The sequence below is a fragment of the Bacillus sp. ISL-77 genome, assembly GCF_018613105.1.
On the sequence record NZ_JAGGQY010000032.1, the window covers coordinates 55,293 to 76,468 of the forward strand.

Annotated in this window: 23 protein-coding genes; 7 read left to right on the forward strand and 16 right to left on the reverse strand. The window is 37.2% G+C overall.

Going from position 1 to position 21,176, the window contains the following annotated elements; genetic code table 11:
• Positions 1–12: 12 nt before the first annotated feature.
• From J7E77_RS12425 to J7E77_RS12450, 6 genes are all read right to left on the reverse strand, one after another.
• On the reverse strand, positions 13–2,307 hold the full coding sequence (locus tag J7E77_RS12425) for a thiamine pyrophosphate-dependent enzyme (RefSeq protein ID WP_214714712.1): 2,295 nt from the start codon (positions 2,305–2,307) through the stop codon (positions 13–15).
• Entirely contained in the window at positions 2,307–3,320 is a 1,014-nt protein-coding gene (locus J7E77_RS12430) for a 2-oxoacid:acceptor oxidoreductase family protein (RefSeq protein WP_214714714.1), read from the reverse strand. Before J7E77_RS12430 ends, J7E77_RS12425 begins: the two co-directional genes overlap by 1 nt.
• A 279-nt stretch (positions 3,321–3,599) precedes the next feature.
• A complete protein-coding gene (locus J7E77_RS12435; RefSeq protein WP_251028055.1) occupies positions 3,600–4,319 on the reverse strand; it encodes a LutC/YkgG family protein in 720 nt (239 codons plus the stop codon).
• 2 nt (positions 4,320–4,321) lie between these two features.
• Positions 4,322–5,746: a LutB/LldF family L-lactate oxidation iron-sulfur protein gene (locus J7E77_RS12440; protein ID WP_214714716.1), complete on the reverse strand. Its 1,425-nt coding sequence runs from the start codon at positions 5,744–5,746 to the stop codon at positions 4,322–4,324.
• Between the two features lie 45 nt (positions 5,747–5,791).
• A complete protein-coding gene (locus J7E77_RS12445; protein ID WP_214714718.1) occupies positions 5,792–6,511 on the reverse strand; it encodes a (Fe-S)-binding protein in 720 nt (239 codons plus the stop codon).
• 311 nt (positions 6,512–6,822) lie between these two features.
• The gene (locus J7E77_RS12450) at positions 6,823–7,551 is read right to left on the reverse strand and encodes a FadR/GntR family transcriptional regulator (RefSeq protein ID WP_214714721.1); all 729 of its coding nucleotides are present in this window, start codon (positions 7,549–7,551) and stop codon (positions 6,823–6,825) included.
• 235 nt (positions 7,552–7,786) lie between these two features.
• On the opposite strand from J7E77_RS12450, the gene J7E77_RS12455 reads away from it, so the two are divergent.
• A complete protein-coding gene (locus J7E77_RS12455; RefSeq protein WP_214714723.1) occupies positions 7,787–9,532 on the forward strand; it encodes a B12-binding domain-containing radical SAM protein in 1,746 nt (581 codons plus the stop codon).
• 20 nt (positions 9,533–9,552) lie between these two features.
• Here the strand turns inward: J7E77_RS12455 and J7E77_RS12460 are convergent, their stop codons facing one another.
• Both J7E77_RS12460 and J7E77_RS12465 read right to left on the reverse strand, forming a co-directional pair.
• Positions 9,553–9,690 (reverse strand): hypothetical protein, encoded by a 138-nt coding sequence (locus tag J7E77_RS12460; RefSeq protein ID WP_168242602.1) that lies wholly within the window; start codon positions 9,688–9,690, stop codon positions 9,553–9,555.
• Positions 9,690–9,851, reverse strand: coding sequence for a hypothetical protein (locus J7E77_RS12465; protein ID WP_166257651.1), 162 nt, complete (start codon positions 9,849–9,851; stop codon positions 9,690–9,692). Before J7E77_RS12465 ends, J7E77_RS12460 begins: the two co-directional genes overlap by 1 nt.
• Before the next feature lie 136 nt (positions 9,852–9,987).
• On the opposite strand from J7E77_RS12465, the gene J7E77_RS12470 reads away from it, so the two are divergent.
• Together J7E77_RS12470 and J7E77_RS12475 are read left to right on the forward strand one after the other, a co-directional pair.
• A complete protein-coding gene (locus J7E77_RS12470) occupies positions 9,988–10,341 on the forward strand; it encodes a DUF3905 domain-containing protein (RefSeq protein WP_214714725.1) in 354 nt (117 codons plus the stop codon).
• Between the two features lie 150 nt (positions 10,342–10,491).
• Positions 10,492–10,695 carry an alpha/beta-type small acid-soluble spore protein gene (locus J7E77_RS12475; RefSeq protein ID WP_214714727.1) on the forward strand — a complete coding sequence of 68 codons (204 nt, stop codon included), beginning with the start codon at positions 10,492–10,494 and terminating at the stop codon, positions 10,693–10,695.
• A gap of 123 nt (positions 10,696–10,818) precedes the next feature.
• On the opposite strand, the gene J7E77_RS12480 is transcribed toward J7E77_RS12475, so the two are convergent.
• The 4 genes from J7E77_RS12480 to J7E77_RS12495 form a co-directional block, all read right to left on the reverse strand.
• Positions 10,819–11,895, reverse strand: a complete 1,077-nt coding sequence (locus J7E77_RS12480) for an anti-sigma factor domain-containing protein (RefSeq protein ID WP_214714729.1) — start codon at positions 11,893–11,895, stop codon at positions 10,819–10,821.
• Entirely contained in the window at positions 11,892–12,638 is a 747-nt protein-coding gene (sigI, locus tag J7E77_RS12485; RefSeq protein WP_214714732.1) for an RNA polymerase sigma factor SigI, read from the reverse strand. The genes J7E77_RS12480 and sigI overlap by 4 nt, the downstream gene beginning before the upstream one ends.
• A 251-nt stretch (positions 12,639–12,889) precedes the next feature.
• On the reverse strand, positions 12,890–13,357 hold the full coding sequence (locus tag J7E77_RS12490) for a hypothetical protein (RefSeq protein WP_214714733.1): 468 nt from the start codon (positions 13,355–13,357) through the stop codon (positions 12,890–12,892).
• Positions 13,358–13,588: 231 nt separating this feature from the next.
• Positions 13,589–15,169 carry a peptide chain release factor 3 gene (locus J7E77_RS12495; protein WP_098933115.1) on the reverse strand — a complete coding sequence of 527 codons (1,581 nt, stop codon included), beginning with the start codon at positions 15,167–15,169 and terminating at the stop codon, positions 13,589–13,591.
• 201 nt (positions 15,170–15,370) lie between these two features.
• Between J7E77_RS12495 and J7E77_RS12500 the strand changes: the two genes are divergently transcribed.
• From J7E77_RS12500 to J7E77_RS12510, 3 genes are all read left to right on the forward strand, one after another.
• On the forward strand, positions 15,371–15,631 hold the full coding sequence (locus J7E77_RS12500; RefSeq protein ID WP_098933116.1) for a hypothetical protein: 261 nt from the start codon (positions 15,371–15,373) through the stop codon (positions 15,629–15,631).
• A 143-nt stretch (positions 15,632–15,774) separates the two neighbouring features.
• Positions 15,775–17,508: an AAA family ATPase gene (locus J7E77_RS12505; RefSeq protein WP_251028056.1), complete on the forward strand. Its 1,734-nt coding sequence runs from the start codon at positions 15,775–15,777 to the stop codon at positions 17,506–17,508.
• Between the two features lie 125 nt (positions 17,509–17,633).
• Positions 17,634–18,056 (forward strand): YkvA family protein, encoded by a 423-nt coding sequence (locus tag J7E77_RS12510; RefSeq protein WP_251028057.1) that lies wholly within the window; start codon positions 17,634–17,636, stop codon positions 18,054–18,056.
• Positions 18,057–18,082: 26 nt separating this feature from the next.
• On the opposite strand, the gene J7E77_RS12515 is transcribed toward J7E77_RS12510, so the two are convergent.
• Positions 18,083–18,208 carry a YjcZ family sporulation protein gene (locus J7E77_RS12515; RefSeq protein ID WP_374102968.1) on the reverse strand — a complete coding sequence of 42 codons (126 nt, stop codon included), beginning with the start codon at positions 18,206–18,208 and terminating at the stop codon, positions 18,083–18,085.
• 33 nt (positions 18,209–18,241) lie between these two features.
• Entirely contained in the window at positions 18,242–18,337 is a 96-nt protein-coding gene (locus J7E77_RS12520) for a YjcZ family sporulation protein (protein ID WP_026566235.1), read from the reverse strand.
• 250 nt (positions 18,338–18,587) lie between these two features.
• Here J7E77_RS12520 and J7E77_RS12525 point away from each other — a divergent pair, with 250 nt between their 5' ends.
• Positions 18,588–19,394 carry a glycerophosphodiester phosphodiesterase gene (locus J7E77_RS12525; RefSeq protein ID WP_214714739.1) on the forward strand — a complete coding sequence of 269 codons (807 nt, stop codon included), beginning with the start codon at positions 18,588–18,590 and terminating at the stop codon, positions 19,392–19,394.
• Positions 19,395–19,458: 64 nt separating this feature from the next.
• On the opposite strand, the gene J7E77_RS12530 is transcribed toward J7E77_RS12525, so the two are convergent.
• Positions 19,459–19,887, reverse strand: a complete 429-nt coding sequence (locus J7E77_RS12530; protein ID WP_214714741.1) for a CotY/CotZ family spore coat protein — start codon at positions 19,885–19,887, stop codon at positions 19,459–19,461.
• 221 nt (positions 19,888–20,108) lie between these two features.
• Complete coding sequence (locus J7E77_RS12535; protein ID WP_214714743.1) at positions 20,109–20,939, reverse strand: undecaprenyl-diphosphate phosphatase; 831 nt, start codon at positions 20,937–20,939, stop codon at positions 20,109–20,111.
• Between the last annotated feature and the right edge of the window lie 237 nt (positions 20,940–21,176).

Genomic DNA, 21,176 nt, shown 5'->3' on the forward strand with positions numbered 1-21,176 from the left:
ATTTGCTTTTTTTTACAGCATAGGATTTTCATTCTTTGCTTTGAGTCTTTGCCATCTTTTCTCAACTTCTGCTTCAAATTCTTCTAGCATTGGCTTGTTTTCATCTTTAAGTAGGTGTTTTGTTTTCCCCATATATTTTAACCAATCAGAAAGTGGAATTCGTTTGTTCTTCTCTTCTGGATTGTAAGTTATGGTTGTAACACCTTGTTCTACTTCATATAGCGGGAAGAAGCAAGAATCTACAGCAGCTTCGATAATTTTTGCACCAAAACGGTCATCAGATTTCCAGTTTAGTGGGCATGTGATGAGAAGTTTTCCATATACTGTTCCAACATTTTGTGCGTACCATTGTGCTTTTGCACCTTTTTTAACTAAGTCCTGTGGAAAGGCTTCCGAACCGGTAAACACATAAGGAATATTAGTAGCAGCCATAATTTGCGGAGTATCCTTATGGTGGAAGGCTTTTCCTCGCTGTGCTTTTCCAACTCCCGATGTACTTGTCATATGACCCAGTGGTGTTGAATAAGACATTTGTGAGCCTGTATTCATGTAGCCCTCATTATCATATTCAAGCATAATCAGTTTATGTCCGCGAAGAGCAGTACCAATCGCTGAACCCATACCAATATCCATACCACCATCACCAGTAATCATAACAAATGTGGCGTCATCCGATACTTCAATTTCGCCGCGACGTTTTAATTCCATGAATGCTTCAACAGTACCTGAAAGCGTTGCGGCACCGTTTTGGAACAAATTGTGCATCATCGTTTGCTTATGGGAGGTGCTAGGATAAGATGTTGTTGTTACATAAGCGCATCCCGTTTGGAATAGAGTAACAATGTCTCCCTCAATCCCTTTAAAGAATAACTCGAGTCCAGCAAAAATTCCGCACCCTGGACATGCCCCGTGACCGGAGGCAATCCGTTTCGGTTTACCAGTTAAAGCACGTAACGGCGGGATTTTCACCTTTAATTTATTGGTTTCTTCATCCATTTTCACATCAATTAACCCTGTTTTAAAAACATCCCCGTGCTGTGGCAAAATAACAGGCTTAAGGATTTTTTCAGGATTACCTGGAATATGACCATAGTAATCAAATGGCTTTTCAGCATAGCCTTTTTCCTTTGCATCAAGTGCCATATCAAAGAAAGCCTGTGCATCAGTTGCATAGAAATCCTTACCGCCGAGACCAAATACGCGGCTTAACACGATCGTCTTGTTGTCTTTGTCATCTTGTAGTGCAGATTTCACTTCATGTGTAAGGTTAGGACCATTTGCTCCGTAAGAATCCGCACGTTCCCCAACTAATAATGATTTTACATTCTTTAGGGCTTCACGAATTTCCTTTGCAGGGAATGGACGGATAATATTCGGGCTAATTACACCTGCTTTAATCTCTTTTGCACGAAGTTGATCCACTACATCTTTAGCAGATTCTGCCGCAGAGTTTAATAGGAATAATGCTACATCAGCATCTTCCATTTTATATAAATCTAGAACTGGATATTCTCTTCCAGAAAGCTTAGCATATTCCGCAGCCACTTCCTTAAATACCTCACCAGCATTGTACATTGCTTCTGATTGTTGGTAGTGATTGTTAATGAAATCATCACCACTCATATGAGCACCAATCGTTACTGGCTTCCTCAAGTCTCTAACAAAGTTGTAATCGGTTGGACATTCACCTACAAATTGCTGTACAACACTACGGTCCTTAAAGAATTCCACTCGACGCTTTTGGTGGGATGTAAAGAAGCCATCATAAGCAACAATAACTGGTAAGCGAACCTTTGAATGTTCGGCAATTTTAAGCGCCATAATATTCATATCATATACAGCTTGCGGTGTTTTTGCTGTTAAGATTACCCAGCCTGTATTTAATGCATAATAGAGATCCGAGTGATCGCCACGAATATCGAGCGGACCACTGACGGCACGAGTAACTAGATTCATAACCATTGGAAAACGAGTCCCTGATTGGACAGGCATTTGTTCAAGCATATATAAGAATCCATTTGCACTGGTTGCATTGATAACACGTGCACCAGTTGCCGCAGCACCGTAGCAAATACCTGCTGAACCGTGCTCGCCATCGGCAGGAATCAGTTTAATATCATGCTCCCCGCACGTTTTCATTTGATCTAAAAATTGAGCAACCTCGGTTGAAGGTGTAATTGGGAAATATCCCATAATATGATAATTGATTTGTGCTGCCGCCATAGCAGCCATTTCATTTCCAGATTCAAAAGTAGAAATTTGTTCTGCTACACCTTTTGTTGTTAATTTATCTTCTAAAATAGCCATTATTGGATTCCTCCTGCAATATAAGGAAAGTTTTGCTTTACGCGGTTATTATCTGCATACCCAAGCATTTCACGAAGATCACCGAGTGCGTCGGTTGGGCATGCTTCCACGCATTTCAGGCAGCCTTTACAGTATTGGTAATCAATACCTTGAAGGAACATTTGTTTTCTTCCACGCTTATCTTCTCCTTCTTCCCAAACGAAGCAAAAGTCAGGACAAACGTTGTCACATGCAGCACAGTGAATACATTTGTCTTGTTGGAACTCCGGAAGGAATCCTTGGCGTGAACCACTTAAATCTTTTAAAATACTATTTGCTTGAGAAACCATGACACCACCGATTTCCTGAGTCATGTATCCAAGCTGTGGAAGTGGGCGTGTGAAGGCTTTTCCTTCAGCCCCTTCTGGCACTTCATATGTTTTAAATTGAACCTCATTATAACCGCGGTCAAAAGTGCGGATATTTGGTTCAACAAGATGCGGGTATTTCTTCGTAAACGTTTTCCGAATCACGTCTCTCATGGATTCAGGATCTAGAAAATCACAAATACGATATAATGCTCCTAGCATTGCCGTATTTACTTTAGTTTTTTCCTCTACGGCTATCTGTAGGGCATCAACAATCGCTAGTGTACCATAATCTAATTGTAAATCCGTTTTAACTTCATCAAAATCCCTTGCTGTATTTACTAAGACTATACTATCAGCATTCAAACCGCTAACAACATCAACCGTTCTATATAAGGCTTCATGGAAAACACCAACAATATGTGGTTGTTCAATTGGACTATGATCTCTAATTTCTACATCTGATTCACAAAAGCGAATGAAACTCTTTACTGGAGACCCTTTTTTCTCAGAGCCGTAGGATGAAAAATTGGATCCTTTCAAGCCAAGACTTAAAACACCAGCCTCCGCTAACATTTTTCCAGCAAGGTTAGCTCCCAGCCCCCCAATTGATTCAAGACGGATTTCAAAAAATCCTAATTCATTTTTTTTCGGTAAAATAGACATAATGTCCCTCCCTAACTTCGTTCAATAAAATAACACGAAATAGACATAAAAATTTAACTTCCCAAAAACTATTGTAAGACAACTATTTTTATTAAGCTGTGATAAAAGTCAAACATAACGATTATTATTTTGAAACACATAAAATTTTTATTGAATAAGGGTTACCATATATGACTTTAAAGAGCTTTCATAATTATATAACAGGTGATTTTATGTTGTATAACAGATTATAAAAAAAATGATCTGCAACCATTTCAGGATACAGACCATTTCATTTGTTTAAAGATCGTTAATAACAATATAGGAAGCTTTTACTGGCCCATGGACACCAACTACTAGATTCAATTCAATATCCGCAGAGTTACTTGGTCCGGTAATAAAATTGATGCATGAAGCAACATGCCCCGTTTTCTTGTGAATCTCCCTCATCTTTTGAGCAGCTTGCGTAATCCGTGGAACTAAAGTGCTTTTCGGTACAAGTGCAATATAGGTTGCTGGTAAAAAGCTAACTGTTCTTCCTTTATTCTCATCGCTAAACAAAACCACCGTGCCGGATTCTGCAAGTGTTATTTCACTTATGGTAATCCCGACATTAGCCTTTTCCGCTTTCGCGATATTTTCTTTCCCTTTGGTGTGATTCCATTCAAATACTTCCATTTTCCGGCTAGGCCATTCTTGCTTAAATAGCGGATCCAGCCCCCACTGAGAAAAGCGCTCATCTTTCCAGGTTACAATTGGGCCGCCACCATAGCCTGAAACCACTTTGTTAAGCGTAGTTGCTAAATCTTTGCTGTCAGTTACATAGAGGTTTGTATGGATTTTCTTACATTGTTCTGTTAATACCTCTAACAAATCGTCCTGAGTAGCATCCTTTAACACCTCATATTGGGGCTGGAATTTCCAAGTCGGCCTTTCAACCGCAGAGGAAATTCGTGGGCGTTCAAGGCGGTCGGCAATTTGATTTAAAAATTTATCCCGATTTTGAATCGTCCCTACCATGATTATTTGCCTCCTTTTTCACGGTTTTTAAACCAATCTCTGAATCGCTCTTTATTTGGTGCCGGAAACTCACGAATATCTGTCCAAGCCTTTAATGGACCTGGCCCTTTTGATATTTTCTCTCCAACCGTAAACGGGTTCATTGCAGCTGGTGCCATTTTCGAACCAAGCTTGTATAAGAGTGGTGATGCTGCCCCTAAACCAAAAGCCTTCATCGCCAGTTTCTCGGAAATAGGTGCTTTTCCTTCTTTTTCGACAATGTTTTCACGGTGTTTGTGGAGAAGGTTATGTAACGGTATTTTTACCGGGCATACCTCAGTGCAAGCACCACATAGAGTTGATGCGTAAGGCAATTCTTTGAATTCGTCATATCCACCTAATAAAGGAGACAGGACCGCACCTATTGGGCCAGAATAGATCGAGCCGTAGGAGTGTCCGCCCACATGACGATACACTGGGCATACATTAATACAAGCAGCACAACGGATACATTGCAATACCGACTGGAATTCCCCGCCAAGAATGTTGGATCTGCCATTATCGACAATGACAAGGTGGAATTCCTCCGGACCATCCGTATCCAACGCTTCTTTTGGTCCTGTTAACACGGTAATATAACTGGTTAATTTTTGCCCTACGGCGCTTCTCGTTAATAAACTAACAAGAACTTCCATCTCTTCAAAGGTAGGGACAAGTCTTTCCATACCCATGACGGTAATTTGTGTTTTTGGTAACGCGGTAACTAAATCAGCATTTCCTTCATTCGTCACCAAACTAAAAGACCCGGTCTCTGCCACTGCAAAGTTACATCCGGTTATACCAATATCGGCTGATAGGTATTCCTTCCTAAGCATTTCACGTGCATGCCAGGCTAATTCTTCTGGTTTTGAAGTCTTTTTATAACCAAGCTTTTCAGTAAACACGTCACGAATTTGTTCTTTATTTTTATGCAGGGCGGGCACGACAATATGAGATGGCGGATCATGATCATCAACTTGAAGAATGTATTCGCCTAGATCCGTTTCAATTACCTCACAGCCTTCTTGTTCCAGCATTGCATTTAAGCTGATTTCCTCTGTTACCATTGATTTGGATTTAACAATTTTCTTTGCTTCTTTTTTCTTAACTATTTCACGAATATAATCATTAGCTTCTTCCTTGGTCTGAGCAAAAAATACATGCCCACCCCGCTTAGCTACATTTTCACTTAATTGCTCTAAGTAATAATCTAAGTGCTCTAACACATGTTGACGAATTTCTTCCCCATGTGAGCGCCACTCTTCCCAGTTTCCTAATTCTTCTGTTGCAACACGCCTTTTTACGCCCATACCGTCCTGTGCTCCTGCAACGGCACCCCGCATGAAGTCATCATGGATCCCTTTATCAACACGTTCTTTAAATTGATCCGTGCTAATCTTCATTGACATACGACCATTCCTCCACTCAAGTAAATTTATTAAGCAAGTAAATAACTATCCACGGCTATTTAATACCTCAGCAATATGCAGTACTTTGATTGGCTTTCCTACTCGATCTATCCGTCCACCGATATTCATTAAGCATGCTGCATCAGCACCGATAAGGTATTCAGCACCGGTTTCTTCAACATGGCGAACTTTTTCATCGACCATTTGCTCTGAGATTTGTGCCATTTTAACCGAAAAAGTTCCGCCGAAACCACAGCATTGTTCCTTTCCAGGCAATTCAGTAAACTTAAGGCCTTTTACATTGCTTAATAGAATCATAGGAGCTTTTTTAACTCCTAACAATCTCGTCATGTGACAAGAGGTATGGTATGTTACACTTCCTTCAAAACGGGCACCAACATCTTCAATTTTCATGACATCTACAATAAATTGTGTAAGTTCAAATGACTTTTTCGCCAATTTTTTTGCTTTTGGTTCCCAAACAGGGTCGCCCTTAAATATGTGTGGATATTCGTGGAACATTGTGATGCAGGAACCGGATGGAGATACAATGTACTCGGCATCTATAAAAGTATCAATCATACGCTTCATTGCTTCTTTTGATTCTTTAACATAACCACTGTTATACGATGGCTGTCCACAGCATACTTGGGATTCAGGAAAATCTATTTCACATCCAAGCCTTTCCAGCAATTCTACTGTTGCTTTCCCTACATTACTTTGAAACATATCTACAATACAAGTCGCAAAAAGTGTAACCTTCATGTTTGTCTTCCTCTCCTAAATATCTGATTATCTTCAAATCATACAGGTGAACTGGTCATCAGATGACTTGAATGAAAAATATATATTAATTAATATCTACCTTACTACAATACAAAAAAACACGCTGTAAAGAAAGTGCTTTCAAAAAAAAATTATTATTTAAAGGCTATTTTGATTTTGGCACTATGTTGATTTCCGCTCCAATCAACATAGTGCCAAAATCAACAATTAACTTTAACAGAGCTATTAAAAAAACATGCGTTCCTAATAAATTGGAGCCACATGTTTTTAATAATACTTTCGCCAAAATACTACCTAGATAAATTGGTGGATTGAAAATATTTTTGTAGGAGAGCCTCAACATTTTCTAAGTGAATAAGCATAAACTTGCTAGCTTTATCTACATCTTGCTCTTTTATTGCTTCATAAATAGCAATATGTTCATTATAAAGACGTTCTACCGTTGTTTGCTTAGAAAAAAGCCATACTCTCCTAGTTTCCTTCATTGTTTCTTCCATTAATCCAGAAACATGATTCATTAAGCTAAGCAGCAGTGGGTTCTGTGCTGCATCTGCCAAAGCAAGATGAAATTGTAAATCAGCTTTTTCACCGAGTTCCTCATCCCCATTTGCATATTTCATTTCTTCCAATGCTCTCTCCATAGTTATGAGCTGCTGATTGGTTCTCTTTTTAGCAGCTGCAGCTGCTGTACCTATTTCAATTATCTTACGAACCTCTAATAATTGAGCTATATCCTCTTTATTCATTAACATAGCTGTTGATAGTGGAAAGGTTATTTGATCTGTTTCAAACTCATTTACAAATGTACCTTCTCCTTGCTTCATTTCAATGAGGCCCATCGCTCTTAATGAGGTTAATGCTTCGCGAATGGCAGACCTCCCCACTTGAAAATTTTCCGCCAGCTGTTGTACTGAATCAAGTTTTTCACCAGGTTTTACTTGACCCGTTCGAATCATTTCATAAATAGCTTCTGCTACTTCTTCATATATCTTCTTTGGTTTAATCTTTTTATAATTCACCCATCCAGCCCCTAACAACCATTTCGTAATTTGGACGCATCTTTATTATACAGACTTTAAAAAAATCTGCATCTAACTTCTACTCTATCCTAAAAAATATGATTCCTTAATTTGAACAATACACGAAAGCTCATGCTCAGCCTGCAAGGGCTTTTTGATTGTTTGCTTCCTATTCTTTTGGTCTAAAATAAGTTATAATAATATATTGTTTTCATTTATGTAAAGGAGTTTTTTTATGAATGTTATTTGTTCTACCTTGAATGCTAAGTATATACATACTAACTTAGCGATTCGATATTTAAAGGCTTATGCAGCACCAGAATTCAATATACAGATCAAAGAATATACAATAAAGGACCCGGTCTTAAATATCGTAACAGATCTTTATCAACTGAATCCTGAAGTCATTGGATTTAGCTGTTATATATGGAACATCGAGGAAACCATTAAGGTTGTAAATTTGATAAAAAAAGTGGATCCATCGATAATTATTGTTCTAGGAGGCCCGGAAGTAACTTATGATACCCGCGAATGGATGGAGAAGATACCTGAGGTTGACTTTATTGTTATGGGTGAAGGTGAACAAACCTTTAAACAGCTTCTAGCTGAAATCCAAAAAAACCGTAATTATAAAATAGTACCTGGTGTCGCCTTCCGTGATGATCAGCAAGTTGTCATTACTCCCCAAATGAATAAGCTAGACCTTAAGGAATTACCGTCACCCTATCGCTTCCCTGAAGATATCGCTCATTTAGGCAAAAGAGTCACCTATATTGAAACTAGTCGCGGTTGTCCATTTAGCTGCCAATTTTGTTTGTCGTCTATTGAAGTTGGTGTCCGATATTTTGATCGTGAAAAAATTAAAGACGATATACGATATTTAATGACTCATGGTGCAAAAACCATCAAATTTGTGGACCGAACCTTTAATATTAGCAGGAGCTATGCTATGGAAATGTTCCAGTTCTTAATTGATGAACATCTCCCCGGTACCGTTTTTCAGTTTGAAATCACTGCAGATATTATGCGGCCTGAAGTAATTGAATTTCTCAACCAAGAAGCACCTAAGGGACTTTTCCGCTTTGAAATCGGAGTCCAATCAACTAATGACTTTACAAATGAACTTGTGATGCGCAAACAAAATTATTCAAAACTTTGTAGAACCGTCACAATGGTGAAGGAAGGTAAAAAAATTGATCAGCATCTTGATTTAATTGCTGGTTTACCAGAAGAAGATTACGCTTCTTTTCGAAAAACGTTTAATGATGTTTTTGAGTTACGTCCGGAAGAACTACAGTTAGGTTTTTTAAAAATGCTTCGAGGAACTGGAGTCCGACTACGTGCTGCTGAACAAAAATATGTTTATATGGATCATTCTCCATATGAAATATTAAGTAATAACGTACTCTCATTTAATGATATCGTTAGAATCAAGCAAGTTGAGGATGTTTTGGAAAAGTATTGGAATGATCACCGGATGGATGAAACAGTTGAATTCTTAATAACAAATGTTTTTCCATCCCCTTTTGATTTCTTCCAACAATTTGGTTCCTACTGGGAAAAACAAGGCTGGTCCAGAATTGGTCATCAGCTTGAGGATTTATTTCGCAGACTTCATGCGTTTTTGGGCCATCAAAAGGTTAATGACCTAGATGTGATAATAGGCCTGATGAAATATGATTATCTAAAGAACCATAAATATAAACCGAGAAAACCTTGGTGGGAAGCTAGCTTTGATAAGGAAAAGAGAACACAAATTTACAAACAAATTTCTGAACACCCTTCGATGTTAGGACCATCGTTTATTGATCTAGGCCTTGATGAAAAGGACTTATATAAACATACCATGTTGGAAGAAATATCCTTCGATTTAGCATTGTATCAAACAACTGGTAAGATTAATAAACAGCCTTCCTGTGTATTAGCTTATTTTGACCCTATGAAGGGCCGTACACTAATATTTTCATTTCTTGAGAACTAACTAAAGCCGGCATTGCCGGCTTATTTCTTTTTATTGTTTTTCTTCTCTTTTTGTGAAACCTGGAGAATATCATATAATTTTGTGCCGTTAACATCGCCAAATTCAATGCTGAATTCTTCAGTCGGAATACGTGGTGGAGTTTTACGGCGGCTTTTCATTAGCTTCTTCCCTTTTTTCCTAATTTTGAATTTCGATTTTGAAACCTTATAGCATTGTTATTATCGGTAAATTCCGCAGAAAATTCACTTTCCTGAACATTTTTATGTGGTGTTTTTGTATATTTTTCTACTGCATCAAATTCTGCTTTGCGTTTAGCCATGGAATAATCCTCCCTTAAAAATTAATCTTACTACCATAGTTTTGAACAAATATAGAGTTATCATTCCTTTCCTTATTTTTCATAAATAAAATCCCATGACTCGAAGAAAATAAGAAAAAACAGGAGTGATGTAAAAATGAAAAATGCGAAAAATACAGGGTCTGCAGATCAGGTAAGCATGAATGAAACAATGCCACATCAAATTAATGCCCCAAGCTTTGAAGGTACTGGAATAAAGATGGAGCCTCCTTTTGTAAATAGACATGGTGTGACTATTGGTGATAGTATATACGCCTCTTCTAATTCACCATTAGAAACCTGGACAAAGGATACAGACCCAGCTATCATGGCTGGAGATGAATGGGTTCACCCTACAAATGATATCGGCTGGAACACAGCTGAAAATCGTGAATTATTAGAAAGTAAAAAGAAACCACAAGCTTATCCTTTTATGCATCCCACAAAAGATGTTAGTAAAGGAAGCGATTAACATTAAAGAGTCGGGACCTTCCATTAGGGCATAGGCAGAATTTAATTTCCAATACCGAAAAACATTACCACTTATAAATCACAAAAATAAATTAATAATATTTATACAGAGGTGAAATTATCTCTGTACCAAAAGAAGGAGTTGTATAAAATGGCCAATAGCAGGAACAAGTTGTTAGTGCCTGGGATTGAACAATATCTAGATCAGGTAAAATACGAAATTGCCCAAGAATTCGGTGTTAATTTAGGGTCAGATACAGTTTCAAGAGCAAACGGGTCTGTAGGTGGCGAAATTACAAAACGCCTTGTACAACAAGCTCAAGCACAACTTTCTGGACAATTTACACAAAAATAATTTAATAATATGGAAAAAAGTCCGGAATGTATATCCGGACTTTATTTATTCGTTTGATGGTAATTATATTTTCGTTGATGTTCCTGGCTACTTTTCCCATTATGTTTTTCGTCATGTTTTTCACTATTTTTTATCTTTATATTTTGGAGTATATTTTACTTGATGTTGTCCAATGTTTTTGCCATCAACTTTTTGATTGTCTTTCTCTTTATGTTTTTCGTTGATTTTTGAATTTTTATTCTCGGATGATTTTTCCCTTTGATTATTTTGTTTTTTTTGCTGTGGCGGTTTCTGTTTTCGTTGATCTTCTTCGATTCTTTTTAGTTGTCCAGGTGCGGTCAATTTTCCATTCACCCATTTTTTTTCAATTTGCTTTTTATTTTCAGCAATCCCTTTGTTTTGAACGGCCTTATTTTCTACTTGTTTTTTGACTTGACCCGGGGGAAATTTGTTTGGAGGACTTAAGGGTACAGCTTTACTTTCAATTTTTCCGCCCTTATCTTTTGTCTTCATATTTTGATTAATAGAACCCTGAACTTTGTTTTTCTTGTATTTCCCAGTTGTGATACCAAGCTTATGAGCTTTTTTCCATTCACTTTCCGTAGCTTTTAAAACTGTAATTTCTAACTTTTGTTTGTTCACTGACGCCTTGATCTCATCAATATTCTCTTGAAGCTTTTTATCAATCTTACCTTCAGCCTCTTTTGTCCGGACCGTGGAAATAATAATGTTTTCCTTAGTATTCAAGTAGCCTTCTTTTTTCATTTCAGCTAAAATTGTTTGAGCTACTTTAGAAACATCCTCTTTTTCCCATTTATTCAATTGGGAAATAATCTCTTTTCCTTCTTTGTTATAACCAGTTATCTCTACAACCTGCATTTTTTTATTAATACTTAACTCAATACTTGGATTTACATCGATGGACATATAGGCATATGCCTTATTATTTTGATACATGGGAAAAAACGAACCGAGGAAGATAAATAATGCTGCCATTAGCGCCCAAACTGGTTTTAATTTAAATACATTTTTTAATGTATTTAAATGATTCGAAGTTTTACCACTTTCAATCGGAAAAAAGTGTATTTCTTCACCAATTGCATATGGCTGATTTTGTCTCTTGGCATGCAAAAATTCACCTTCAGGGGTTAAAAGCGTTAGGAATGCATCATCTATTTCCATTACAACTCCCTTTTTCATGTTTCAAGCACCCCCTTTATATAATCTTTCATAAAGATATAATCACCCGCTAAAATAAGTGCAATGGCAATAATATATTTCCTGTTTCGTTCAATCGTCTTTCTGCTGACATCTACCATTTTTTCTAATTGCTTAATTGGAAGACGCTTGTTCGTAAATAACAATTCTTTTAACTCCTGATCTTCTACTAACATTTTAGCTATTATAATGGCATTTTTTCGGGCGTCGAAGTGCTTAGGTGAATTCTCAACTAAGTCACCGAAACTTAAATCAAAGGTAGTTAATAATTTTTGAAAGTGAAGGATTTCATCTTTCCTTAATTGATCATCATTCTTTTTATTGTAGTCATCAAGTGAGAGCTCGTTAACAATGATTGTTCCTGCTGATTCTTCGTCTTTGGTATCATTGGTTAAATCAAAACTTAGGTGTTGATTTTTTGACTGTTTACGGATATAGTCAATAACTCTTCTTTTGATTATGACTTCGGAAAAACTCAATAAAGAACTTCCTCGCTCAGTTGAGTATTTCTCAATCGCTTCGTTAAATGCGATGAGACCAATGCTAAATTCATCATCGGTTTCATAGATATATCGTCTACATACTGAAGACACTGTTTTTGCAATAAATGGCTTATAAGCACTGATAATTTCGTCAAGTAGGTATTGCTCACCTTGTTGAATTAAGAGAACGGTTTCTTCCAAAGTTCTTTTTTTCTTTTTGGCCATAAACAATAAACTTAGCATTTGCTCACCTCTATTCGACCAATTATAACATACGACTGTTATATTTGACTTTATGGGGTCAAGCATTTAGAAAAAGATAGCCCCAAGAATGCCTATCATTTCCTGTTTATTGTTTAGAGGATTATTGCCTTTTTCTTTTTACTACATAGTTACGTTTCTTCTGAATCCTTTTGTGGGGGTTATAATAAAAAAATTTTTCCCAATAAAAAACTTCAAACCAGATATATCCTGATTTGAAGCTTTTTATTCGATCATTTTTTTCGAAGCTTTAATGACATTAAAAATTTAAACGAAAAACCAATCAGCAGCCCAGGAATTAAAAACAACATCGGTAAAAATACAGGGCCTGGGTGAACTTTTAGAATCGTGACTTTAGGTGACAGCATTAAACCCACAGTGACGAAGTAAGCACCGAAGACAAATGGTAAAAATGTGTATTTTTCCTCTTCAGGCATGGCAGAACGATAACCATCCCACATGGAAAACATATAGACACATGGATAAAACATAAGCCATTGATAGTTAAGAACCGCCCCTGCTTTGTCAATTTCTCCTAAGAAGCTGTACATAATCGCCGTATTAAAGCGACTATTGGCATTTATCATTACTTCTAATGCAACGAACAATATTCCTTTGATATATTGACCCATTAACAATTGACTAAAACCAGGAAAAGCAATATTCCATAAAACAGCTTCGAGTTTGCTCATCTTTTTCATCGTACAATCCCGCTTCTCATGGCATATTTTTGTAAGCTAAAGAACACCTCAACTTAGCTTATCCAGACTATGTCAAAAAATAACATAAATTCAATATTTTTTCCAAACCTTAATTCTTTTTTAGAATGCGCAAGTAGTATTGGGCAAATCTAACCCAATCTCAGCAACTAGTCTGAATTTTCTGTTTTATTAATCCGTAGAAAAGGGCAGGTATCAAACCCGCCACTTTTCTTAAGTCTCCTGATCCATTGGATTATAGAGTTTAACTGTTGGATTTTTCTCTTGGAACCAACGGAGAGCAAAGTCATTTTCAAACAAAAATACATAATGGTCATATCTGTCTTTAACTAGAAGAGAACGGGAACTCGATAAATTTTCATCGACGGTTTCACCTTCAACCCAACGAGCTATTTTCGACCCCATCCGTTCCATCAATACTTCTGCATTATACTCATTTCTCATTCGATGCTCAAAAACCTCAAACTGCAATTGACCAACTGCACCTAATAAATAGTCATCCGTTTTAATTGTTTTATAAAGCTGAATTGCTCCTTCTTGGACGAGCTGCTGAATTCCTTTATAAAATGATTTTTGCTTCATCACGTTTTTGGCAGAAACCCTGACATACAGTTCTGGTGTAAACTGAGGCAGTCTTTCATATTGAAAGTCATCCTTCCCAGAAGTCAGTGTGTCGCCAATTTGGTAAGTGCCTGTATCGTATAAGCCGATAATATCTCCACTAACTGCCTCATCTACCGTATTTCGTTCTTCCGCCATAAACGATGTCGATTGAGAAAGCTTTATTTGTTTATTCAAACGCGGAATATTCACTGTCATTCCTCGCTCAAATTTCCCAGAACACACTCGTACGAAAGCAATCCTGTCTCGGTGTGCAGGATTCATATTTGCTTGAATTTTAAAGACAAAACCTGAAAATTGGTTCCCTAATGGATCAATTTCCCCAATGGATGAATTACGCGCCTTTGGGGGCGGAGCAAACTCTAGGTAAGACTCAAGAAATGTTTGGACACCAAAGGCAGTTAGTGCACTACCAAAGAAAACAGGTGTCAGGTTACCAGCTGCTACTTTTTCCGCTGAAAATTCATTTCCAGCCTCATTAAGCAACATGATTTCATCAAGTGTTTGATCATAAAGTCCCGACGTTTTTAGCGGGTGGTCCCCGGCTATTTCCCCGTCTTCATTTAATGGAATAAATCGTTCTTCCTCATCGACACGGAACTGTTCAACCCTATTGTTAAATCGATCATAAATTCCAAGGAACTCTTTCCCCATCCCAATCGGCCAGTTCATCGGATATGATTCAATGCCGAGAACCTCTTCTAATTCAGCCAAAAGTTCAAGTGGCGGCTTGCCTTGGCGATCAAGTTTATTCATAAATGTAAAAATTGGAATACCACGCATCCGGCATACTTTAAAAAGCTTGAGTGTTTGTGCCTCAATCCCTTTTGCAGCATCGACGATCATCACAGCACTATCTACAGCCATCAAAGTACGGTACGTATCTTCACTGAAATCCTGGTGGCCAGGAGTATCCAAAATATTGACACGGAATCCATCATAGTCAAATTGCATTACACTGGAGGTTACCGATATTCCCCGCTGCTTTTCAATTTCCATCCAATCACTTGTAGCAAACTTTCCCGTTTTTTTCGCTTTTACAGTGCCCGCATCACGAATGGCACCGCCGAATAATAATAATTTTTCAGTTAGCGTGGTTTTACCGGCATCAGGGTGGGAAATAATCGCAAATGTCCGGCGTGACAATACATCTTCTTTAAAATTGTTACCCATTTCGTTTTCCTCTCTTTTGACAATAAAAATTTTTGTCCATAACCTCAATCTTATCTCTGAAACGCTAACTTTGCAATATTTCAATATGGATCAGCAACGATTATTTCTTTAATCCCGTGTTCAGAAAGAATATAATGGAGGTACGCGGAAATCATTGTATTAAGGACCGTTCATACATAACCACAACGGAGGTAACGGTAAATGAATATTATAAAAATTGATCAGCAGACCATAAATTTATTGCATAAAGCCTTTGATATTGTTTTAAAGGAGAACAACATTTCTTATAAAAAAATTGGAATTGCTGAAGAAGGCGAACAGCTATTATTTTTGTATGAAGGAAAAGACGAAAAAGTTCATGTTTTTAAATGGAGTAAAGCATCGAGTATAGGTGCAAGTATTGGTGTGATTGCTCAGAGTGTATTGATGCCAATTATTCCACATCTACGTCTATTATCCTAATCTTTATAAAAGAAACCACACCTATTCAAAAAAGTGCTGGTGTCTTTTCATTACGACACAAGAGTTTCCCAACGATTCCCACATCCATTTTTCTGGAAATCCCTTTATAATAGAGTAGTATTCTGTTGAAGGAGATGAAGGCATTGAATCAAAGTATACGAAAAGTTTCAAAGTTTATTCCGCTAATTGCAGCGTTTATATTAGTTATTGCAGGAACGATCTGGGTCGTCCAGACCACAAATAATGAAGTCGCTATTCCCTTCTCTTCTGTTGAGAAATCCATTCAAGATCAACAAGGAAAAGTAGTTAAACTAATTGAAAAACCTGATGGGAGCCTTTATATTCAAACAAGGGAAGGCGAATTTATTTCCCATGTTCCTCCCAATAGTCAAATGTTAGACAAACTGGTTGGAAAATATAATATTGAATACTCTTATTCCACTAGCAGTAAATATGGAAAGTGGATTTTAGGTGGTGTTATTCTTCTTCTGGCTGGAGCAGCATTCGCTCTTCAAAAAACAAAGGGCAGCCTTGGACTAAATAATTCAATGAAAAATAGTGTCGCCAATTCTCGCGCGCTTCCTTCTATTAGCTTAAAAGATGTAGGTGGTCTCGGAGACGAAATGAAGGAAGAAATATTACAAACACTTACTACCCTTAAAGAACCGGAACGAGCAACAAAATTAGGAATTAAACCACCGAAAGGCATACTGTTGTACGGACCGCCTGGAACTGGTAAAACCTTACTTGCACAAGCAATTGCTCGTGAACTAAATGCTTCATTTTTTACAGCCAGTGGATCAGCTTTTAATGAAATGTTCATTGGTGTAGGGGCCAGTCGGGTCCGTTCCTTGTTTAAAACGGCTAGAAAGCAAAGTCCTGCTGTTATTTTCATCGATGAAGTAGATGCTCTAGCTGCTAAAAGAAAGGCACATGGTGGCGAGGAAGCAGAAAAAACATTGACTGAATTACTTGTACAGCTTGATGGCGGACATTCAAATGATGGAATTCTATTTATTGCTGCAACCAATAGAAAAGACTTGCTTGATGAAGCCTTTCTGCGACCAGGAAGAATCGACTTCTCTTTTCATGTACCGCTGCCCGATACAAAAGGCAGAAGAGAAATCATTGGTATTCATGCTAAAGGAAAGTCTTTTGCTAAAGATGTATTTTCAAAATTAGATGAATTAGCAGAAAGTACCTCTGGTTTTTCAGGCGCAGAACTTCAGTCCCTTTTTGAAACGGCAAGTAGGAGAGCCGTTCGAAACGGGCAGGATATGATTAAGAAGCATGATCTTGACTATGCCTTGGATAGAACCATCTTAGGGAGTACTTCCCGTTCATTGCAAGACCTTGAAACAAAGCGGAGGGTTGCCATCCATGAAGCAGGTCATGCCATTGTGGCATCGCTAACGAAGCCAGGTTCTGTTAGAAAAGCAACCATTATCCCTCGCGGTGAGGCGTTGGGTTATGTTGCACCCATTCCAAAGGAACTACACTTGTCGACAACCAGTGACTTACTAGAGCGTGTGGCAATGGTATTAGCCGGCGGAGTAGCCGAAAGAATGCATTTGGGTGAACACAGTATCGGTGTAGGTGGAGACGTGCAGCAGGCAAAACAAATCATTGAACAAATGGTGGATACCGGAATGCTTCAAGAAGGGTTCCAGTTGACCTTCAATAAACAAGATAAAGAAGAAAAAATGCAGGAACTATTTGGAAAAGCATTAGAAAAAGCAGAAAATCTCATTAATAGTCATCATAATCAATATCAGCAATTGGTCGAGGCTTTATTAAAGAAAGAAACCCTTGAAGGCTCTGAAATCGAAGATATTGTATGGGGAACGCAGACTAATTTAAATGAAAACATTGTTTAATATAGTAGTAGAAAACCAGGTGCTCATGCGCCTGGTTTTTGTTTTTATTGGTGATTTATTATCTCATGGTTTTTTTAATTTGGTGGAACACTAAGGATGGTCTTTAAAAAAAGGAAGTGGAAAGGTTGTTAAGTAAAAAGAAGATTTTTGAAAAAGAGCAGCAAAAATATAATGTCAAAGCTAAAGATTTCCTCGGCGATCAGCAAAAAACACAAGGCTTACTAAACAAAGCAATAAAAATGGCAAATGAGAAAAAACAAAACTTAGGAGAAGTTTGGGAAAAATTGCAATTATTTTTTGATCTGGTTAAATCTTATTCGAAAGGTGAATATAAAAATGTCTCTCCCAGTACAATTCTTACCGTTGTCGGAACCCTGCTTTATTTTGTTTCACCACTTGATTTAGTACCAGATTTCATCATCGGGCTTGGCATATTGGATGACGCCGCCTTGATTGGCTTTACCGTAAAGAAAATTTCCAGCGAATTAGATGCATTTAGTAAATGGAAACGAGCCAATATGTTAGCACAAGAAAACCCGCTTGATTAACCAAGCGGGTTCTCTTATTTATGTCATTATCTAAAACAAGCTGCACCTACAATAATCAAGAGGATAAATAATACTACGATTAAAGCGAATCCACCACCGTAACCGCAGCCACCACCATATCCATAACCACAATGTCCACCATATCCAAACATTTTCATGACCTCCTTTTTATATTAATAGAAAACTTAGTAGCACCATGAAGCCCCAATAATGATTAACAAAATAAATAAAACGACTAGTAGGGCAAATCCGCCGCCGTAGCCACCAGCTGCACCAGACATTTACATTACCTCCTTTTCTGATTTCCATATATCCTATTCACATAGATAAAAATGTGCGATAGACACATATCCAAATTACCCAGTTTTGAAAAAAAAGAAGAAGCCCATTCTTAGCAACAAAAAGCAATTTTCAAAATAGAAAAGTATGATCTAGCTGAATTCATTTTTATAAAATTCTCTTCGTTTAGTTGACAAATGCCACTGTTTTTCATAACATGTTCACAAATAAATATAGATTGGAGTTCCAAACTTGAGGAATGCCGCAACCCTTTTGTTTCTGATTTTCATGGTATCTTATCGATTGATGACACGGTTAAGCTTAAAGGATAAACAACACTCTCCCTTGAAAATTGGCCATAGAGGTGCAGCTGGATACTGCCCTGAGAATACATTTGCATCTTTTAAGAAAGCCGTAGACTTAGGTGTAGATTACCTTGAAATCGATGTCCAAATGACAAAAGACGATGAATTGGTCGTGATTCATGATTCAACCGTTAACAGGACAACGAATGGGAAAGGGAAGGTAAAGGACCTCACCTTGAAAGAAATTCAAAACCTTGATGCAGGAAGTTGGTTCCATAGTAAATTTGCTGGTGAGAAGATCCCTTCCCTCTCTGAGTTTCTCGATGAGTTTGCAGGGAAAATTGGTATTTTACTTGAATTAAAAAAACCCTCACTTTATCCGCAAATGGTGGAAAAGACTGCCGAAGAACTAATCAAAAGAAATTTAACATCAGGAGAAAATCATATAATTGTTCAATCATTTGATCGTGGTTCACTTAAACGTTTTCATGAACTGCTTCCTTCCATCCCGATTGGAGTTTTAGTAAAGAATTCGGGTGTAAATATTATTTCAAATAAAGATTTAAGGTCTTTTGCAAGTTATGTTTCTTATGTAAATCCTAAAATAACCATGGTTAATAAAAGGCTTATTAAAAGAATTCATCAACATGGATTAAAAACGATTATATGGACAGCGAAAAAAAAGTATGAGGTAAATACTTTAAAAAATCTACATGTCGAAGGTATTATTACTGACTTTCCAGATTTGTGTTAAGAAAATCGATTAGGGTCTGGGGCTATATTTTATTTCCTGATTAGACCCTAATCTGCTCTTTTTATTAACATTTCGGTTCAACAATGGGCAGTTCCCGATTAACTAATCTGGGGGATAAAGGTTGAATACTGCAAAAACAAGATAGATCAACTAAAATACAGTTATTCGTTTTTATTAATGAAAATACTTCGTCACAAAGGTCTACTGGAAAACCATCTATATCTACAGGCAAAAGCAGCGATAGCTTTGCACAGCAATGCCTTGAATCAAGACTTTCTAATCTGAATACTTGAGTAGTAAAAAATAGACCACTCTTCGTTTTCCCCAATACCTCAAATGGACATTTACTATTAGAAAGGACAAAGGGAATGGTATCAAACCCAATTTTATCGCATACAAATCGAAAACCTTCAAAGGATAATCTTTGTTGTTCATCAAGCAACTGTTCCATTTCATTACATAAACAATGCTCCTCGTACCGTCCTTTTTCCATGTCTTTCCCTCCTTCCGTCCCGTTGAACAATCCCTTATTTTAAAATATTCTATTCAGCAATTGTGGTATAGGCAACTTTCTTACGGAAAACAGGTAAATGACTAATTATTTCTAGATAGGTTCTTAACCGTTTATGTTTATTTGGGTAAATATAAGCAAAAAACTGGCTGCAAAGTTTGAAACAAAAAAAAGCAGCTTACATTTTGTAAGCTGGCTAAAATTTAAAAGAAAATAATATAAAGAATTAATGCCAAAACAATGCGATAAATTGCAAACGGCAAAAGTTTAATTTTGTTAATCAGCTTTAAGAAAAAGCGGATGGAGAATAACGCAAAAATAAAGGCACTAATAAATCCTGCAATAAAGAATGGCAAGGCATCAATCGTCATATATTCCCAGTTTTTTAATAGGGAGAGTAAACTTGCACCTGCCATAATTGGCACAGCCATGATAAAGGTAAAATCCGCTGCAGCACGGTGACTCATTCCCAGTAATACGCCACCTGAGATAGTTGATCCTGAACGAGAAAATCCAGGCCATAAGGATAAACATTGAAATAAACCAACAGCCAAAGCTTGTCCATAGGAAATCTGATCAACTGTTTGTGTTTTCGGATGTTTTGGACCAATAAAATCTGCAAGAATCATTAATATAGCACCAATAACTAAACCAATTAAAACCGTTGCGGTTGAAAATAAGTGGTCATCAATATAGTCATTAAAGAGAACGCCTAAAACACCTGCAGGAATTAAACCGACAATAACTTGTGTTAATTTAAGACGGCCTTTCTCGTTAACAACTTTCTTATTGAAGCGGCCTAGACCTAATAAATCGATGAAGCGGTCCTTAAAGGTGACGACAACCGCAAGAATCGAACCAAGTTGAATAACAATTTTAAACGTGTTGGCTCCATGCTGTGTCAAAAACTTTTCAGATTGCAACCACATATCATCAACGATAATCATGTGACCTGTGGAGGAAACTGGTGCAAATTCTGTTAAACCTTCTACTAATCCAAGGATAATGGCTTTAATAATCAAAAGTAATTCCATATTGTGATTTTCTCCTAATCTATTGCGACAGTATCGTAAGTCATGATGATTTACAACCTATTTATTCTACTCATTAACTAACTACTTTGCAATATCTTTTTTTATTTTTACACCTCGTTATTAATAACGACGTAATTCATGTAATAGTTTCATTTATTTACTTTTCGCCACAAACAAAAATGTGGTCCGCTAAATTACATGGCCACACCCGACAATTTCCTCTACAACATTTAATTA

Bases quoted from the DNA above. Each gene is read 5' to 3' on its own strand.
- J7E77_RS12440 (WP_214714716.1), bottom strand. From the start codon at position 5,746: ATGTCAATGAAGATTAGCACGGATCAATTTAAAGAACGTGTTGATAAA.
- J7E77_RS12470 (WP_214714725.1), top strand. From the start codon at position 9,988: ATGAAAAATGCGAAAAATACAGGGTCTGCAGATCAGGTAAGCATGAAT.
- J7E77_RS12460 (WP_168242602.1), bottom strand. From the start codon at position 9,690: ATGAAAAGCCGCCGTAAAACTCCACCACGTATTCCGACTGAAGAATTC.
- J7E77_RS12535 (WP_214714743.1), bottom strand. From the start codon at position 20,939: ATGGAATTACTTTTGATTATTAAAGCCATTATCCTTGGATTAGTAGAA.
- J7E77_RS12495 (WP_098933115.1), bottom strand. From the start codon at position 15,169: ATGGGTAACAATTTTAAAGAAGATGTATTGTCACGCCGGACATTTGCG.
- J7E77_RS12430 (WP_214714714.1), bottom strand. From the start codon at position 3,320: ATGTCTATTTTACCGAAAAAAAATGAATTAGGATTTTTTGAAATCCGT.
- J7E77_RS12475 (WP_214714727.1), top strand. From the start codon at position 10,492: ATGGCCAATAGCAGGAACAAGTTGTTAGTGCCTGGGATTGAACAATAT.
- J7E77_RS12465 (WP_166257651.1), bottom strand. From the start codon at position 9,851: ATGGCTAAACGCAAAGCAGAATTTGATGCAGTAGAAAAATATACAAAA.
- J7E77_RS12500 (WP_098933116.1), top strand. From the start codon at position 15,371: ATGAATATTATAAAAATTGATCAGCAGACCATAAATTTATTGCATAAA.
- J7E77_RS12445 (WP_214714718.1), bottom strand. From the start codon at position 6,511: ATGAAGGTTACACTTTTTGCGACTTGTATTGTAGATATGTTTCAAAGT.
- sigI (WP_214714732.1), bottom strand. From the start codon at position 12,638: ATGCTAAGTTTATTGTTTATGGCCAAAAAGAAAAAAAGAACTTTGGAA.
- J7E77_RS12515 (WP_374102968.1), bottom strand. From the start codon at position 18,208: ATGTTTGGATATGGTGGACATTGTGGTTATGGATATGGTGGTGGCTGC.
- J7E77_RS12425 (WP_214714712.1), bottom strand. From the start codon at position 2,307: ATGGCTATTTTAGAAGATAAATTAACAACAAAAGGTGTAGCAGAACAA.
- J7E77_RS12480 (WP_214714729.1), bottom strand. From the start codon at position 11,895: ATGAAAAAGGGAGTTGTAATGGAAATAGATGATGCATTCCTAACGCTT.
- J7E77_RS12455 (WP_214714723.1), top strand. From the start codon at position 7,787: ATGAATGTTATTTGTTCTACCTTGAATGCTAAGTATATACATACTAAC.
- J7E77_RS12490 (WP_214714733.1), bottom strand. From the start codon at position 13,357: ATGAAAAAGATGAGCAAACTCGAAGCTGTTTTATGGAATATTGCTTTT.
- J7E77_RS12520 (WP_026566235.1), bottom strand. From the start codon at position 18,337: ATGTCTGGTGCAGCTGGTGGCTACGGCGGCGGATTTGCCCTACTAGTC.
- J7E77_RS12435 (WP_251028055.1), bottom strand. From the start codon at position 4,319: ATGGTAGGGACGATTCAAAATCGGGATAAATTTTTAAATCAAATTGCC.
- J7E77_RS12530 (WP_214714741.1), bottom strand. From the start codon at position 19,887: ATGGAAAAAGGACGGTACGAGGAGCATTGTTTATGTAATGAAATGGAA.